The sequence below is a fragment of the Gracilibacillus caseinilyticus genome, from assembly GCF_022919115.1.
Lineage (GTDB): Bacteria > Bacillota > Bacilli > Bacillales > Amphibacillaceae > Gracilibacillus > Gracilibacillus caseinilyticus.
Genome location: NZ_CP095072.1, coordinates 4,236,224 through 4,253,822, shown reverse-complemented (window position 1 = coordinate 4,253,822; position 17,599 = coordinate 4,236,224). Strand labels below are relative to the sequence as shown.

General features: G+C 38.4%; 10 protein-coding genes and 1 pseudogene. 7 read left to right on the top strand and 4 right to left on the bottom strand.

The features are described 5' to 3' along the window. The first annotated feature begins 8 nt into the window (after positions 1 to 8). The 6 genes and pseudogenes from MUN88_RS20440 to MUN88_RS20415 all read left to right on the top strand — a co-directional run. A complete protein-coding gene (locus MUN88_RS20440) occupies positions 9 to 1,484 on the top strand; it encodes a glycoside hydrolase family 1 protein (protein WP_244718794.1) in 1,476 nt (491 codons plus the stop codon). Positions 1,485 to 1,519: 35 nt separating this feature from the next. Further along, entirely contained in the window at positions 1,520 to 3,313 is a 1,794-nt protein-coding gene (locus tag MUN88_RS20435; RefSeq protein ID WP_244718792.1) for a cache domain-containing sensor histidine kinase, read from the top strand. A gap of 13 nt (positions 3,314 to 3,326) precedes the next feature. Then, positions 3,327 to 4,835 carry a response regulator transcription factor gene (locus tag MUN88_RS20430; protein WP_244718790.1) on the top strand — a complete coding sequence of 503 codons (1,509 nt, stop codon included), beginning with the start codon at positions 3,327 to 3,329 and terminating at the stop codon, positions 4,833 to 4,835. Positions 4,836 to 4,838: 3 nt separating this feature from the next. Beyond that, positions 4,839 to 5,501, top strand: a complete 663-nt coding sequence (locus tag MUN88_RS20425; RefSeq protein WP_244718788.1) for a DUF624 domain-containing protein — start codon at positions 4,839 to 4,841, stop codon at positions 5,499 to 5,501. A gap of 9 nt (positions 5,502 to 5,510) precedes the next feature. Further along, positions 5,511 to 6,851 (top strand): DUF4340 domain-containing protein, encoded by a 1,341-nt coding sequence (locus MUN88_RS20420; protein ID WP_244718786.1) that lies wholly within the window; start codon positions 5,511 to 5,513, stop codon positions 6,849 to 6,851. A 794-nt stretch (positions 6,852 to 7,645) separates the two neighbouring features. Beyond that, positions 7,646 to 8,344, top strand: a pseudogene (locus MUN88_RS20415) (TSUP family transporter); the annotation flags it as partial. 307 nt (positions 8,345 to 8,651) lie between these two features. Here the strand turns inward: MUN88_RS20415 and pepF are convergent. From pepF to MUN88_RS20395, 4 genes are all read right to left on the bottom strand, one after another. Continuing rightward, positions 8,652 to 10,460 carry an oligoendopeptidase F gene (gene pepF / locus MUN88_RS20410; protein ID WP_244718783.1) on the bottom strand — a complete coding sequence of 603 codons (1,809 nt, stop codon included), beginning with the start codon at positions 10,458 to 10,460 and terminating at the stop codon, positions 8,652 to 8,654. Between the two features lie 792 nt (positions 10,461 to 11,252). After that, entirely contained in the window at positions 11,253 to 11,714 is a 462-nt protein-coding gene (locus tag MUN88_RS20405; protein ID WP_244718781.1) for an alpha/beta hydrolase, read from the bottom strand. Between the two features lie 64 nt (positions 11,715 to 11,778). After that, a complete protein-coding gene (locus tag MUN88_RS20400) occupies positions 11,779 to 12,447 on the bottom strand; it encodes a hypothetical protein (protein WP_244718778.1) in 669 nt (222 codons plus the stop codon). Positions 12,448 to 12,814: 367 nt separating this feature from the next. Then, positions 12,815 to 13,702 (bottom strand): TetR/AcrR family transcriptional regulator, encoded by an 888-nt coding sequence (locus tag MUN88_RS20395; protein WP_244718775.1) that lies wholly within the window; start codon positions 13,700 to 13,702, stop codon positions 12,815 to 12,817. 301 nt (positions 13,703 to 14,003) lie between these two features. Here MUN88_RS20395 and MUN88_RS20390 point away from each other — a divergent pair, with 301 nt between their 5' ends. Next, positions 14,004 to 17,066, top strand: a complete 3,063-nt coding sequence (locus MUN88_RS20390; protein WP_244718773.1) for an efflux RND transporter permease subunit — start codon at positions 14,004 to 14,006, stop codon at positions 17,064 to 17,066. Positions 17,067 to 17,599 lie beyond the last annotated feature (533 nt).

The window sequence follows — 17,599 nt, the reverse complement described above, 5'->3', positions numbered from 1 at the left end:
GTAACCATATGTATCATGGACAATTAGATCCGTTTCCGAGAAATTTTCTTTGGGGAGCAGCGTCTGCTGCTTATCAAATTGAAGGAGGGTGGGATGCCGAAGGAAAAGGCCCATCCATTTGGGATCAGTTCACCAAAATTCCCGGCAAAACATTCGAAGGCACAAACGGAGATGTTGCTGTCGATCACTATCACCGTTACAAAGAAGACGTTGCGTTAATGGCCGAAATGGGCTTGAAAGCATATCGTTTTTCCGTAGCATGGAGTCGAATTCTTCCTGAAGGAGCGGGGGAAGTCAATGAAGCTGGCCTGCAATTCTATGAAAATTTAATCGATGAACTGCGAGCGCATCAGATTGAGCCGGTGCTGACATTGTATCATTGGGATATTCCACAGGCATTACAAGATAAATATAATGGCTGGGAATCTCGCAAAGCAATTGATGATTTTGACCATTACGCCAGAATATTATTTGATAGATTTAAAGATAAAGTAAAGTATTGGGTCAGCTTTAACGAACAGAACGTTTTTACTGCTTTAGGCTATCGCTGGCAGGCGCATCCGCCTAATGTGTCAGACGTGAAACGGATGTTTGAAGCAAATCATATTATTAATTTGGCGAACGCCAAGGCGATCCAAAGCTTCAGAGAACTCGTTCCAAATGGTCAAATCGGTCCTAGTTTTGGATATGGCCCGATGTACAGCTTTGATTGTGCACCAGACAATGTATTGGCAGCTCTTAATGGAGAAGAATTTCAAAACCATTGGTGGCTGGATGTCTATGTTCATGGCAAGTATCCCAAGGTGACATTTAAGCAACTGGATCGATTAGGGATTGCACCTACGATCGAAGCAAGTGATGAAGTATTATTGCAAGCAGCAAGACCAGATTTTCTTGGCGTTAATTATTATCATGGCGGGACTGTACGGGCAAATGAAATTGAATGTCCGATTCAGGAAAATGAGCAAGAGCTGGAGAAAGATTTTCAGGCGACCGATCCCTATTTAATGAAGCCGAAAGATGAACAAGCACAGACACCTGAGACTAGTATGTTTACCAGTGTTTCAAATCCACATTTAGAAACGACGAAATGGGGATGGGAGATAGATCCAGTTGGTATCCGGATTGCATTGAGAAGGCTGCAAAATAGATATGATCTGCCAATGATGGTAACAGAAAATGGTCTTGGGGCTTATGATGAGTTAAAAGCAGATAAGACAATCGATGACGATTACCGGATTCAATACTTGAAAGATCATGTTGTAGAATTGCAGAAAGCCATTACTGATGGAGTAGAGCTGATCGGTTACTGTGCCTGGTCATTCACGGATTTATTAAGCTGGTTAAACGGCTATCAGAAGAGATACGGTTTTGTCTATATTGACCGAGACGAAAAAGATGAGCAAGAGCTGGAGCGAATCCCGAAAAAAAGCTATTATTGGTATAAGGAAGTTATTGAAACAAATGGCAGCGACTTAAAATAGTGCCAAGAACGATGCTGTGACAGGAGGTAGTTGCCGTGTTTTTTAAGCGAAAATGGATGGAATTATTTGATTATTTAAAAGTAAAGCATAAATTGCTTGGTATTTACTTGATTGTCACAGCCATTCCTATACTATTAGTAGGGGCTTATCTAAATTACAGCACACGTGATATTGTATTAAATAATTCATTAAATGAAGCAAAAGCGAATGTCGATAAATTGGAATTGCGTTTGCAAACGATATTTAACAGGGTTACAGATATTGCCGATATGGTTTATATCAATCAAAATTTGAAAGAACTCTTAGAACACGATTATGAGTCGACATTGGATATGTATAATGCTTATAATCAATATCCAATATTTGATGATTTTCTGAAATATTATGATGAAGTAGAGACCATCCAGTTTTTCATGAATAAAGACATGATTACTGATTCGCATATGATCTATGCAGATGGCAATGTAAAAAATCAGGCCTGGTATAAAGAAGCAATGGCGAAAGAGGGTCGCTTATCATGGGTGTATATGGAAAATTATTGGACGCGAAAGGAAATGTTGGCGCTAACAAGATCCGTTTATGGTCAAAGTCATAATCTGCTTGGTGTGTTAGTGATTTATGTTTCTCCAGATATGCTAAAATCTGTTGTAGAAGGAGAACCCTATCAAGCATTAATTACGCTGGACCGTGATACGATTATATACAACACGACAAGTAAACAGATCGGAGAAGAGGCGACATATTTCCAAGAGGAGCAACGACCGTTTGGGAATTATGTCATAGATACTGAATTCCGAGGAGAACATGTTAAGGTCAATGTCCATCATTTTCAACCAGAAAAATCTTTAGATAATACATTTCAAGTCTCGACGGTTATACCAGTAGATGATGTAATGAAGGAGCCTAATACCGTTTTTGCCAAAGGTTTCTTCGTTATTGTAGGAGCACTGACGATCTCTTTAGGGTTAATCGGGATTTTTATTAGAAGTTTTCACAACCGTATTCAACAACTAAGAAAAACAATGTATCAAGTAGCGAAAGGAAATTTTCAAATCAGTGACAAAGTTCGTGGTCATGATGAAATAAGTGACGTGTATCGAGACTTAATGACGACTTCTAAAAGTGTACAAAAAATTATTGATGAAGTATATATCCATAAAATAAAGGAAGAAACTTGGCGACGAAAACAAAAGGAAATGGACTTTAAAATGCTGGCAAGTCAGATCAATCCACATTTCCTTTACAATACGTTAGAAATGATCAGAATGAAAGCGGTACTAAATAAAGATCCTGAGGTAGCCAAACTGGTAAAGATGTTAAGCAAAATGATGCGATCAGCATTGGAGCGAACAGACCGGCCAATCCCAATTACCGAAGAAATAGCTCTGATTCATAATTACTTAGACATTCAGAAAATGAGATTTGGCGATAAATTTTATTATCAATTCGATATAGAGGAGTCAGTGAAGAATTATTATATTTTTCCGTTACTCATACAGCCTATTGTTGAAAATGCAATTATTCATGGGCTTGAACCGAAAGAAGAGAGTGGCTTTATTCGGCTAACCATTGAAGAAGAGGATAATTACCTTCAAATTGAAGTAAAGGATAATGGCGTCGGCATTACGAGAGATACTTTATTAGCTATAAGAGAGCGACTTGATGATCAAGAATATCATTCTGATGGGAATAGCATCGGCTTACACAATGTCCATCAGCGACTGCAGCTATATTATGGGGAACGGTTCGGTGTGGAGATGGACAGTATTGTTGGTCTGGGCACAACAATGACCCTCAAGATTCCTAAAATCAAACAAGGTCAAGCATAAAGGGGGGAATAACATGCTGCAAGTATTATTAGTCGATGATGAGCCATTGATTCGTGATGGATTAGCATCGATTATTGATTGGAACAGTTATGGGTATCAAGTGATAGATACTGCTGACAGTGGCAGGACAGGCTTAGAGAAAATCAGGGACTGGAAACCAGATGTTGTCTTTGTCGATATTCGTATGCCAGGAATTAGCGGGATTGAAATGGTACAGCAAGCTAAAGAAGAAGGATTTACTTGTAAGTTCGTTGTACTATCAGGCTATTCTAATTTTTCCTATGCACAGCAGGCGATTAGACTCGGAATGGAATCCTATTTATTGAAACCGATTGATGAAGAAGAGTTGATTCCATTACTAGAGAGGATGCGAATTAAACTAAACCAAGAAAAAGTTTTAGAGAAGCAGCTTCGTCATTTTGGCAGTATTTCCGAATCTAGCAAATGGAAGCAGTTCTTGTTTGAGAATAATAGAAATGAAGACTGGCTCCAGCATTTTCGTGGTTATACATTTTATTTAGCGAGTATGACAGCCCTTAGCGATACTTCCAGTGAACAGATTGCTTCGAAGCTTCGCGATGGCATAGAGGGAGTGTATCATTATCTATGGAAGCATGACACGTTATTCCTCCTGTTTCGAAATCTGCCATTAGCCGAAGTCAAGCAATTAATTCACGATGTAACTGGACTAACAGAAGACAGGTTACTTCAATTTCAATTAATAGAGGATAAAAACGATATTGACAGTCTGCCCTCTGCTGTGAAGGATTTGCACTGTCTACAGCAATTCACCTTTGCTTATGGTGACCTGCTCATTTTGACAGAAAATGATTTGAAAGCAGAGGAAGGAGACCCGTTTGAATTCTCTAAATGGTTGGAACAAGTTTGTCTGATGGTTGAATTTGATCAAGTAGATAAATTAGATAGCCATCTAACACAGCTTCAAAACTATTATCAAATGAAAAAATATGCAAAAGACAGAATAATAGCGGAGTTGATTGATAAGATGAAGAGTATTTACCAGCTGTTAAGCAAGTCTAATCACTCATTGACAGTGTGGACGAACGAGGAGCTGGTGGATCGCTTTACTTCCACATATACACTAGCTGACATCATAGAGGAAATAAAAAAGCAGCTGTTGGATCTGGCTCACCAAATCAATGGTTTTGTCAGTGACCATGAAACGATCATTGATAAAATGAAGCATTATGTCGATTATTTTTATGCGAAAGAATTAAACGTCAAAGTAATGGCGGATCTATTTAATTATAACCCGAGCTATTTAGGAAAAAAGTTCAAAGCGGAAACAGGGAGTTATTTTCATCAATACTTGGATGCAGTACGGATCACGAAAGCGAAAGAGTTATTAGTAGACGGCAGCGATAAGGTGTATCAAGTATCGGAAAAAGTCGGTTATACCAATCAGGATTATTTCTATCGGAAATTTAAATACCATGTTGGTATCAGTCCGAAAGAATTTCAAAAACAATCGCGTTCAACAGAAAGTATTAAAGGGGAATAAAAGATGACAGGATTAACAGACAGACCCTTATATAAAAGTGTACTCTACGTTTATTATTTTATGGTGACTAATTTCCATTTTATGCTGGCGAATGGCTTGTTTATACTTGCGTTTATTTTCTTTCAGCTCCAAATAGAAAATATCTTACTGTTTTATATTGCATTATTGCCAGCGGGTCCGGCCTTGGCAGCATTACATGCCACTATGGGCAAATTTGTCCGTGAGAAGGATATTAATCCGACGAAAGACTTTTGGCTGTACTATCGAAAAAACGTCGTAATTGCGAGCAAATTTTGGCTGTTTATCTGGACATTGATTACAATTTTTATTGTCGATATTCATTATGCCAATATATATGTATCGGTGCTTGCACCAGTTTTCTTGATTTTATTGATTGCCTGTTTATTCATCATGCTATATGCATTTCCAGTACTAACGAAATTTGAAGTCAAGTTGAAAAATTTATTGCTAGTATCGATCTATTCATTTTTTCGATATTTCAAAACAACTCTGCTTCATGTTTCTACACTTATCTCGCTGGCTATTATTTACTATTTCGTTTCAGGTCTCGCGATCTGGTTCATTATGAGTATTGTCGTTTATTTTATTATGCACAACATGCAGAAGCCATTTGTTTCGATGCAAGAAGAACTTGGCAAGGAATGAGGGATACAAATGAAGAAAAAACAATCATGGTGGCTATTATTTCTGATTATTGCGGTCGGGATCATCATTGCATTAGGAGTCTTATCGGATGAGCCAGCAGAAGAAGCAAATTCATCGACGAACGAAGTATCATTACTCGAGAATACAGATCAAATCGAACATATTAAGGTCTTCGCCGATCAAAATGTAGAAGTGGAAAAGAACAACGAGGATTGGCAACTAGTTAACAATGAACAACCGGTCGATACAGAAAAAATGAATAGTTTCGTTTCCGCAATGAAAGACATGAAAGGCGAGGAAACAGACGTAAAAAAAAGAAATGTTAATTTAGGTTTTCCGCGGGTAACTGTTGCTTTTACGGATGCAAGTGGAGAGAAACAGCAAATATCTATTGGGCAGTTGGACAAAGAAAGTAATCGCTATTATGTAGCACAAAGTGAACAAGACAAGATTTACCTGGTCGATAGCAGTGTTATCCAGACAATCCCATTAAAAAATCAAGATTTACTGCAGACCGGATTATTGTCCATAAGTGCAGACGCATTAACAGAGTTGAAGATTGATAATGGCACAGAAGAGATCGTGCTAAGTAATGAACCTGTCTTTTCTGAAGAAGAATCACTTGCACATATTAGTGGCTGGTATATGCATAAGCCTTATCAAGGAGTGTACAGTGTCGCATATTCAAAAATGGAAGAGATGCTTTTAGGTTTGGAACAGATTCAACAGACTGGTACAGCGTCGGCTGATGAAGATCATGGACTAGATAATGCAGCGTTCACCATTACTTTTTCTGCAGAGGAAAAAAGCGAAACATTATTGGTTGGAAACCCTGCAGCAGAAAATCAATACTATGTAAAATTGAAAGGTGAAGAAACTATTTATACCGTGCCTACTGATGTTCTGGACCCGTACAGCTACAAGGCATTTGACATGATCGATCACTTTGTGGACATCGTTGCATTAGAGGTACTGAGCGAACTGAAAATAACAACATCTGCTCAATCCTATAATTTTACTTTTGATCATGAAGAAAATGATAGTGAAATAAAGACAACCGTTCATCATCAGGAAGAAACAGTAAACACCGAAGATTTCAGAGCAATCTATCAATCGTTAGCAGGGCTGCGATTTGATGAGCCTGTCGAAGATGTTTCAAATGAAGAGGCAGAACTAACAATAGAATATACGATACAATCACAACAAAGCAAAATCACCCACCAAGTGTCTTTCATCCCGCTGTCTGATGAAACCTATGCGGTGAAGACGAACGATAATCCAGCAGAATTCAGTATCAAGAAAGAGAAAGTAACCAAAGTGCTGGATCAATTAAAGGAAATATATGGATAATAATCAAAACGGAGCTAACCAACAAGATTAGCTCCGTTTTTCATTTAAGTAGCGCTGTATATATCATTATTTCATAGAATCTCAAAATCTTGATTTAAAACTGAGAAAAAAGTGTATGTTCTTATAATACGGATTATGTCAGCATGCATCCATTTTGAAATGTAGTTAGAGGTATGATGCCTTATACCAACCACTTCGTGTCCTGAGAGGCACGGCGGTCTGCTAACTTTGGAAAGAAAATTCTTTTCTTTTCAAGTGGATCTTCAGCTCGCGCTGACGCATGAGGAGTCTACGTGGTTGGCCTGCGCTAGGGTATGGATCTACTACAGAGACATGAGGAAGCAGTTTGATTGGTATCTCCTCATGTGACATCCATAATAGTTGCTTCATTCTCAAACACATTATGCATCGCACTGCTGGTTTTAGCTGTTCCAATCGTTGTAGAACTTCCCTTAAGCGTAGGAAATATGCGGAGACTCCCGTGGGATCAGTCGTGTCCTAAAATCCCGCAGGAAAGCGGGTTTCTTTTCGAGGAAGCAGATCGCCGACCCCACAAGACGCGGAGCATATTTCCGGAGCTTTGCTAAGCACACGAAACTTATCAAAATGACCACATTTAAACACAGTTCCACTTTACATAATCCGTATTATAGGTAGTTTTTACATATCAACTTGGTTTAAGTCAGGCTTGCATTTTGCTCTCACGTGCAATGAAAGTTTCAATATGTAAGATAAATCGTTATAATAGACAGGTGCATTTTACATAAAAAGCGTATTGGAAGGAAGATAGTATATTGTCAGAACTTGATCTCACTTTATTACTTATATTGATCGCTTTCGGATTTTTAGCTGGATTTATTGATTCAGCTGCAGGTGGAGGCGGTCTGATTTCGTTGCCTGTGTTATTATCAACAGGCATGAACCCGGCGGCAGCAGTCGCTACCAATAAATTAGTAGGGACAATGGGTTCTTTTACCAGCTCTTTTGTTTTCTTGAAATCTGGTAAACTCGAATTATCTGCCATTTATAAGTTGTTTCCCCTAGTTTTTATTGGATCCATCATTGGGGCATGGACGGTTCATTTAATGGATCCAGAAGTATTGAAGCCACTGATGCTGATTATGCTTGCTCTTGTAGCATTTTATACATTGATAAAAAAAGATTGGGGCAGTATATACAGTCAAAAGAAACTGACGACCCGTAATTTCATACTGTTTGTGATCGCGATTTTTGCAATAGGTTTTTACGACGGCTTTCTCGGTCCGGGAACAGGCTCTTTTTTAATCTTTACATTTTTAATCATAGGTGCAGATTTTATCAAGGCAGCGGGTAATGCAAAATTTCTAAACTTTGGAAGTAATATAGCCGCATTGTCCATGTTTATCTATTTGGGTGAAGTTAACTATCTATATGGATTTCCGATGGCCATTGCTTGCATTGGAGGCTCTGTTATAGGAGCGCGATTAGCGATAAGCAAGGGGAGCCGCTATATTTGATTTATATTTATAACGATTACCTTTGTACTTTTAGCGAAGAATTTGTATGACTTATTAGGAAATTAGAAGTGCTTTAACATATCAAAAAAGCAATCACTAACCATTTATTGGAGGCATAAGAGTGAATACGCTTTAGAAGAAAACTGCGAAGTAATGACGATTTGGTGTGAAGGTTCACGTTAATTATTCAGTTACTTCGCTGTATATCATAAATATCGTAAAAGAAAAAACGAACTGAGGCGAATGTAATGAGAAAACATTCGATGAAGCGTTCGTTTTTTCTTTAACCTATATATTAGCCTTGTTATTGATAACTTTCTTCTAACGCATCTACAAGAGAACCGATATATGCTATTGTTTCCTTGATTGCGTCTGGTTTTGACATATCCACTCCTGCTTTGTGAATAAGGTCAAGTGGTTTTAGTGTTCCTCCTGCTTTCAATACGTCTAGCCAGTTGTCAGCTGCGGGTTTTCCGTCTGTTTGAATTTGCTTAGCTACAGCGGTTGCTACGGTTAAGCCTGCGGAATACGTGTATGGATATAAACCCATATAATAGTGGGGTTGACGCATCCACGTCAGTCCTGCTCCTTCATCCAAACTTACGGTTTCTCCCCAGAAATTTTTCAGTACAGCTAATTTCTGTTCGTTCAGGACATCCGCGGTTAAAGGTGTACCAGCTTCTGCTAGTTCGTAGATCCGACGTTGAAATTCTCCCTCCAAAAGATGTGTTACAAAGTTATGGTAATAGGTTCCGAGTAATTGGGTGACCACCCAGCGCTTCATGCGTTTATCAGTTGTCGTGCTTTGTAAGTGGTTGGCTAGCAATAATTCGTTAATGGTGGACGGCGCCTCCACAAAATAAGTGGAAGGTTCCGAATTCACAAGGGATTGATTTTTGCCAGCTAAATAAAAATGTCCGGCATGTCCCAGTTCATGGGCGAGAACGAAAGCGCCTCGCATCGCTCCTGTCCACGTTATCAGGATATAAGGATGAACGCCATATGGTGTGGCGCAGAAAGCACCAGACTGTTTACCGATATTATCCGCTAAATCGATCCAGCGTTCATGCAGACCTTTTTGTATAATATCGCTATATTCTGGTCCCATGACTTGCAACGCATCGAGAATCAATGATTTGGTTTCGTCATAAGTAGTTGAAGGATTAAACTCTGGATCCAGTGGTGCTTTCAAGTCAGCAAATTGCAAATCAGCTAAGCCTAGTTTCTCCTTCAATAGCTTCGCATACCGCTGCATGTGTGGTGCAAGCTCCTGTTGACTAACATCAAGCTGGTTATGATACATTTCTTTTGTCACCTGCTGAGGAAAAAGCAGCATATCAGTCACAGAATCATATTTTTTAAGTCGTGCTAATGTTACTTGTTTCGTAACTTCTGTTGCGTAAGTGGCAGCATACGTATGTTTATACTGATTCAGTGTATGGATAAAAGACTGGTAGGCGTTACGCCGAATGCTTGTGTTCGCTTCAAGTTCATAGAGGTCCTCATATAGTGCTGCAGACATCGGCAAATCATTGCCATCTTCATCTTTTATTGAAGCAAACGCCATATCAGAAGAAGTACTGCGCTCATAAATCATGAACGGCGCATCATGAACTTCTCCTAATGCAGCCAAGGTTTCTTCGATATCTGGTGCCAATGTATAAGGTTTTTGCTCTAATATATCGTCAAGTAATTTTTTATAGGTAGCAAGCTCTTCCTCTTCCAGTAAAAATTGTGCGGCTTGCTCTTCATATAGTGTTAATAATTCAGATTGTATAAAGGAAAGCTGTGCATTGATAGTTGCCATGGCTGAAGACACCTTGGCAGCATCACGCTGATTTTCGGGATCACTGCCATCTGTAGTAATGCGTAATTCAGCATATGTACTTACTTTGCCTACACGTTTCAGATAGTTTTCATATGTTGTTAATCCATCTAATAAGTTGCTGGCGCTGGTTACTAAGTTTCCTTTAAAAGCTGTTACATGAGCAATATCCATTTGTATTGCTTTTAATTCCATTTCCCAAGCTTCTTGATTTGGAAATAAGTCAGTTAAGTCCCATGTTTGTTCGAAAGGTACTTCAGAACGGTGGAGACGCTTTGTTTTTGACATCTGGTTAAATCTCTCCTAACTTTATAATTTATATTTCATTTTTAAATAGTATACGCTAGATTTGCTATATAACAAAACAGGAAAGCTACTAATGTAGTTTTTAGTGGAATTGCGAATTTCGCCAAATATAAAAGGCTAAATTTATTTTAATTCTCTTAATTAGATTATAAAATTTATTATTTTTATTGATTCATCATTCATTTTGTAATTCAAAAAAATATTAATCTTTAAAATATTGCTAAACAGTTGAATATAAATGAAGTTATTAACTGTTCATATTGCTTCTATCTAAAGAGCATCTGAGCAATATACCTAAATTGGTTTTCCAATTATCCTCTTATTAAATTTAATCCTAAAGTCCATTAGTTATCGAGTATGATTTTATCTTTTTTATATAAAATTTGCGATAGATAGTACAGGTTAATTAGAGAATATATCTAATAAAGTGAGTTTGATAATTATGTATTTACTTATAGTGCTTATTATCTCTAAAAGCGTTAGTGGGAAACTTGAAATTAAAACTAACGATAACTTAATTAAGAAATTTCATGTCTTCAACAAACTGGGCGATATAGAAATAGTCGCCTTTCTTTATTTATAATTTAGGGAGAATGGATGAAGGTATCAAGTTTCAAGATAATGACTGAAACTTGACATCTTTTATTACAAAACACGTTTTTTGAAAAACTAAGATATAACTTACACATCTATTTAAAAAATGGAGTGGGTATTACCATCTCACTGTATCTTCTGTTTATCCAACCAATTATTGACTTAAGCCACGACTACATCTTACTGTTCTTTTACCGTTATGTTGGCTGATCGATCTTCTCTTCGAGGTCCGTACATACCAAATTGAGCATGATTTCCCCCGTCGATTTGATAGAAAACCACGGACTTTGACAGTAAGTTCCGTGTATCTTTAATATCGTGAAGTGTTGTAAGGTCGTCATGTTCAGCATAAATAGAAAGTTTTGGGAGTTGAGTGTTTGAAAAGTCGGTATCTTCTGTCGGGTAAGCCCCTAACAAAATAAGGCCGCTAGCTTCTTGTGGTAATTGTAGACATAGTTTGCTGCTGAAACACCTCCCAACGCCCCCTATAAACCAATGAGAAATAGATGAATAATTGTCAATAATCTCATTTGCCTTATTCGTGTCAAGGATAGGGAAATTAAAGAGCATTTGTGGAATTCCCACGAGATAGCCCTGTTCGGAAAGCTGATGTCCGATATAACTATAGGCTTCTGGCTCCACCTTCGCTCCTGAATATAAAATGATCCCCGTTTTCGGATCCCTTTCTGGCTTGAAAATAAGCCAATTATCCTGTTTTTCTGGTCCCCCTTTTATTTTGAAAGTAGGCTGTACAAAGCAAGGAGCTGATTAACGCTACTTCGAAAAAGTTTATAACTGCTCCACTTTCTATCGGTAACCCCACAGCGCTTCCGATAATCATTAATAGGGAACCCACGAAAAACCACGGCCATTTTTGTTTCCGCCAGATGATAATAGAAGCAACAAACAATACGAGTGATACACCTAATACCATGATGGGAGGTCCGTTCGATATTTCGTTTGAACTATAACTTAGTACACCGTATTCAACACTTGCCACTAAATTAAGTCCGAATACTTCAGTGAAAAGTTCTATCAGCACCAATGATAAGGTTAATAAAAAGGCAGATATACGCCCTAAAGATTGCTTAGCCCATAAGACTTCTCCTTGTTCAAGTGTTTTCCAAGCATATAGTACGAGCATGGGAGTGAATAATGCATGTATCCAAAAGCGAGCAAGGTTTAATCCTTCTAATAAAGTTCCTTCTCCTATGTATCGCCCAATAGCAATAATTCCGTTGTCATAGATAAGCCCAACCATTACAGGTAAGAGTAACAATATACTCTGTATGTGGTAGGTTCTAAATAGTAATAGTCCTAATACAAATAGAACGATATAGGCAACTGTAAAAAAGCTGAAAAGAAATGTATCCAATTAACTCTCCTCCTGTTTTGTTAACTCTAATGATATAAGAATCCCTATTCAGATGTTTCTTAATTAGCACTATAATATTCCTGCAATGGTACACTGCGTATTTTGGTAAAATTTTAAAGTATATTATGTCTTAGGTTAGTTAGATAAAGTGGGTTCATCGAAAGCAGTTAATTGATCATGGGTAGTTTAAAAACTCCGTTACGCCGTTGAGCAACTGAAATGTAATTAAGACATACCGCTACTTATTTAGGTTGAAAGAAAGGAGCATACATTGAGTTTGCCGGTAGTTGGAAAAGAAGTCCACGTCCGGTGCCGGTACTGCAACGCATCTTGCATTTAGGGCACACACTAAAGGAAAGAAACTTTTTTAATGTTTTGTTTCTGGAAGTATTTGTTGTTCTAAGATGTGTGCTTTTGCCTCTAGCATCTCTTCCTCTTTCAATAAATGAAACAATCCTTTCATCACAATCTCATCAGGTTTTGATTTTCTCGATTCTTCTGAGATCCGATCTGTTATGGCAATATAATATTGTGAGTTATTTAGCTCATGAATGCTTTTATAAAGTGCTTCCCAGGCTTTTTCTCTTTTCTCGAAAGATGTAAAGGCTCCCGCTCGATCCATCCCTACGGAAAATGGACGCATTATCTCTTCATCTAAAAGAGGTGTGCTTTTTCCTGATAGAAAATCATTCGCAAGGATGTCAACCTGCCTTACGATGTGTTTACCAAGCTCTTGTGGGGAGATCTGATCCTCAGCCTCAGAAGAAGTCATGAGACCTGTGTATGACGTATAAATTGACTGTGTCATCCACATTAAATCCCATTTGTATGGCCCAATATCTTCTCCATATAAATCAATTAAATTTTGTTCCATCCAGCTAAATAATCGTCCTCTCATACGATGGCCTAATCCTTTTAGCTTTTCACTATTTTGAGCGGATTCACTACGCATATGCATTCTCATGTACGATTTATATTCTAATACCCCCTCAAATTGAACTTGAAATTGTTTAGCAAAACGTTCATAAGGTGGCAGGTTACGGTCTAATCCAACCACAAAAGCACGTTCAAAAACAAGTTGCTGATAATGCTCATATATGGATACAAACAAATCTTCTTTTGATGGGAAATAGGAGTAAAGCGATCCTTTTGATATACCAACGCTATCAGCGATTTGCTGCATTGATGTATGCGTGTATCCTTTTTCTGCAATCAACTCAACAGCAGCTTCAAGTATTGCTTTTTTTTTATCCATTACGTTCACCTCGAAGTTTTCTTCCGCCAGTACACACTACTTAATTAGCGAGGTGTCAGTCGTAGCAAGTAACCTAACTCACTAACTGTGTGCTTGACGTTTGTGATTCACTTTATCATATCATTTGTAGCTTTTCTCTTTCCAATAAAATATTCTAACACAATTACTTCTTGACATCTATGCTTTTATAAGTGAAAATGACTATTGAGTCGATAATATAAATGTTTATATAAAAACGTTTATTGAAATATAATAGAGTTCGTTGACCGTTTAGTCAAAAAACTAACAGAGGAGGCTACTAATGCTGAAATGGATCTTACAACGTTCCAAGCTTTTTATAGTATTGATTATATTGTTTGTAAGTGTTGGAGCATATACATTCATACAATTGCCACAGCGTGAACTACCAGAAACGACAGTGAATATTGGGACAATTAGTACTGTTTATCCTGGTGCGACAGTGGATAATGTTGAACAATCAATTACAAATCCCATCGAGTCATCGCTTAATTCAATCGATGGCATAGCTGAAGTAACATCTTCTTCTACAGCTGGCTTTTCCAACATTGTTGTGGAAGTAGAAGAAGGAGAAAATAAGAAAGAAGTACTTGGTGATGTCCGCCAGGTGGTTTCTGATACTTCTGCTTCGCTTCCAGAGGAGGCCCAGGAACCCAATGTTAACGAATCAACAGCAGAAACGCCGATTGTTTCCTACCATCTCACAAGCGATAGGCGCGAAAACCTTCTTTCCCTTCAAGAGGAATTAAACCGATGGAAAGATGAAGTAGAGGAATTGTCAGGCGTTTCAGGTGTGACCATTAAAGGACTGCCTGAAGAAAAAATCTTAATAAAATTGAATCAAGATCAATTGAAAGAGTCTGGCTTGAACGTGACAGACGTTCAAAATGCCATTAATAATGAATATTACCCAACCCCTCTAGGGAAACAGCAGATGGATAATGAAGTTGTCCAGCTTTCTGTTAGAAATTATGAATCACTCGACCAGATGAAAGAAATTTTTGTTGGTAAAAACCCCGCGGGGGAAATTGTTTACTTAAAAGACATCGCTAATGTTGAGGTGAGTCCGAAAGAGCTGGAAGACATTATTACATTTGAAGGAAAGCCTTCTGTATCCTTCACTGCATACGTAAAAGCAGGGGAAGATATCCCAACCGTTGATGAACGTGTGGGTGATAAAGTGGATGAACTTTCCGAAAGTCTGCCTTCAAACGTTGAACTGGAGTCTTATTACTCACAAGCATCAGTCGTAACAGATATTTTTGATAGCCTATTCCTATCTTTAGCCATATCTGTTCTGGCAGTTATTGTGGCAACATCTCTTGGGCTAACTGGATCTGGTGCACTGGTTGTGGCACTTGCCGTTCCAATTGCTGTGCTCATGGGATTAATACCACTTTCATTCACTGGTGTTGATCTCAACCAAATTTCCGTTATTGGTGTAATCATTGCATTAGGAATTATCGTGGATGACTCAATCGTTATTAACGACAATATCCAACGAAGATATAAGCTAGGTAATAAAGGATTAATGGGCACTGTAGATGGTGTCAAAGAAGTCTGGGTATCTATTGTGACCTCTTCTCTTGCCATTGTGTTTACATTCCTGCCACTTCTCTTCCTTTCTGGTGGAAATGGAGCATTTATACGTGCCTTGCCAACGGTTCTAATTACAACGATTATCGCATCGACACTAGTTGCATTAGTATTTGTGCCGATTTTGCGTTACTTCTTAAGCCGTCGATCAAAGAAGCCTATATCTGACGCACCGGGAATTATTGGAAAACCGTTAAATAAGCTTGCTGATGTTTATGCAGACAAGCTCTTAAACAAATTTTCTAAAAAACCGGTTTTAGTCTCCTTTCTTGGTCTTGTCTTTACCACTGCTATTTTTGGATTAGTTGTTTTAACACCGTTTGAGTTCTTCCCAGCAGCTGATAAGGAAGAAGTAACGGTAGACATCACTCTTCCAATCGGGACTCCAATTGAAGAAACGCACGAGACACTTCAGGAGATTGAGGAAAGGTTAAAGACGGATGACGGCGTTTACGAAACTAGCGTATTCTCAGGAACTGGTACTCCTGGCCTCTTTAATAGTTCATTAACGAGCCCTGGAGAGAATACTGGGCAAATTGTAGCCAGAGTCGATCGAGAAGGTCAAACAGCCCAAGGACTGATTAATGATTGGGAAGATAAACTCAGAAATAAATACCCTGATGCTCAGATCTTCATGGAAACAATTCAACAAGGACCTCCAGCGGGAGCCCCGGTAACGGTTACCATCAGTGGCCCGGAAATCAACCAATTAGTTGACCTTAGAGATGAATTGACGAAGGAAATTAAAGGACTTGAAACAAATCTTGTAGATGATAACGTAGGACAATTTGAACCTTCTCTCGAGTATGTACCAAAGCGTGATGTACTCGAAGAAAATGGTATTACCGTCAATCAGGTCAGTGAGCAAATTCGACTTGCGACTGAAGGCATTCCTTTAAAAGCATTTGATAATGGCGTTGTAAAGCGTGATATGAATATCGTCCTTGAAGGAAGCCAAAAAAGAATTGATCTTTCTAAACTCGAGCTCCCAGCCGAGTCTACAGGCGAAACACCCGAACTTATCTCTTTGGATGAGCTTGTCACAACACAAGAAAACGAAAAAATTCAAAGGATTTCTCACACTGATGGAGAACGCTCGATTACGCTTCGAGCCTTTCCAGAAAATGAGGAGAACTATAAGGCAAACGTAACCGAAATCGTCGATGATAAGCGTGCTCAGCTCGATGACGCTGATTACAGCATTACAATTGGCGGTGAAAATGAAGCTCAAAGTGATTTCTTTGCCGAAATTACGGTGCTCTTCATCATAGTGCTCTTTCTTGTGTATCTGTTAATTGCACTTCAATTTAACTCTCTTTCGTTACCTTTCCTTGTACTTGTCGCGGTATATCTTGCGATCGCGGGTGCAATCCTTGGACTATTTGTCACGCAAACACCGATTAGTTTCCTTGGTGTCATGGGTATGGTATCACTCACCGGAATTGTAGTGAGAAATTCGGTTGTGTTAATTGAATTTATCGAACAAGCACTGAAAAAAGGCATGGATGTGAAAGAAGCTGTGATTGAATCCGGGCGCGTACGCCTACGCCCGATCCTTCTAACGGCCATTACGTCAATCGTTGCTTTAATTCCAGTTGCTGTAAGTGGCGATGCTCTCTTTACACCACTTGCCGTTACCATCATATCTGGTATTATCTTCTCAGCCGTGTTAACGCTGATTATGGTACCAATGCTATACCTCGTTTTTTATCGTTTTAGAAGAAAGAAAACGACTAATGAAACAATGTAAGGAAATGATAGCTCAATAATAATCAATGGCTAGATCGATCTTATAAACACAACAAGGCGCATTTTCGGAGGAGATTGCGTCTTGTTACATAAATAATGTCAATTTCATATGATGTGTTTCTTTAAAAGACCCATAACTGGCCGCTACAATGCGTTTATTGTATGTTTATTCATCAGATCAGGACTTACAATTATTATGTTCTACTATAGAGAGAGTATGTTGCTTCAGGTAAAGGGCGCATGGGGGGATTATTACAATAGTGCATGAAATGACGATGGTACTTGCAAAAAAGGATGAGCAAGCTTAACTCTATTAAACAATTCTGTTTTTATATTAGCGATTGTTATCCTTATGAGGTGCGGCGTAATTGGATAATCAAATGCTCCGTATTAAACAGTTTCTTAACCTGATGTTCATTTAAAATATCTTAGACATCAGTAGCTACTGTGTAGTTAATAGTTGACCACCTAAAGGAAGATTGGAGTATAATTGATGAACCCTATTCCTTAATGAAGTAGATTTACTGAGGGAAG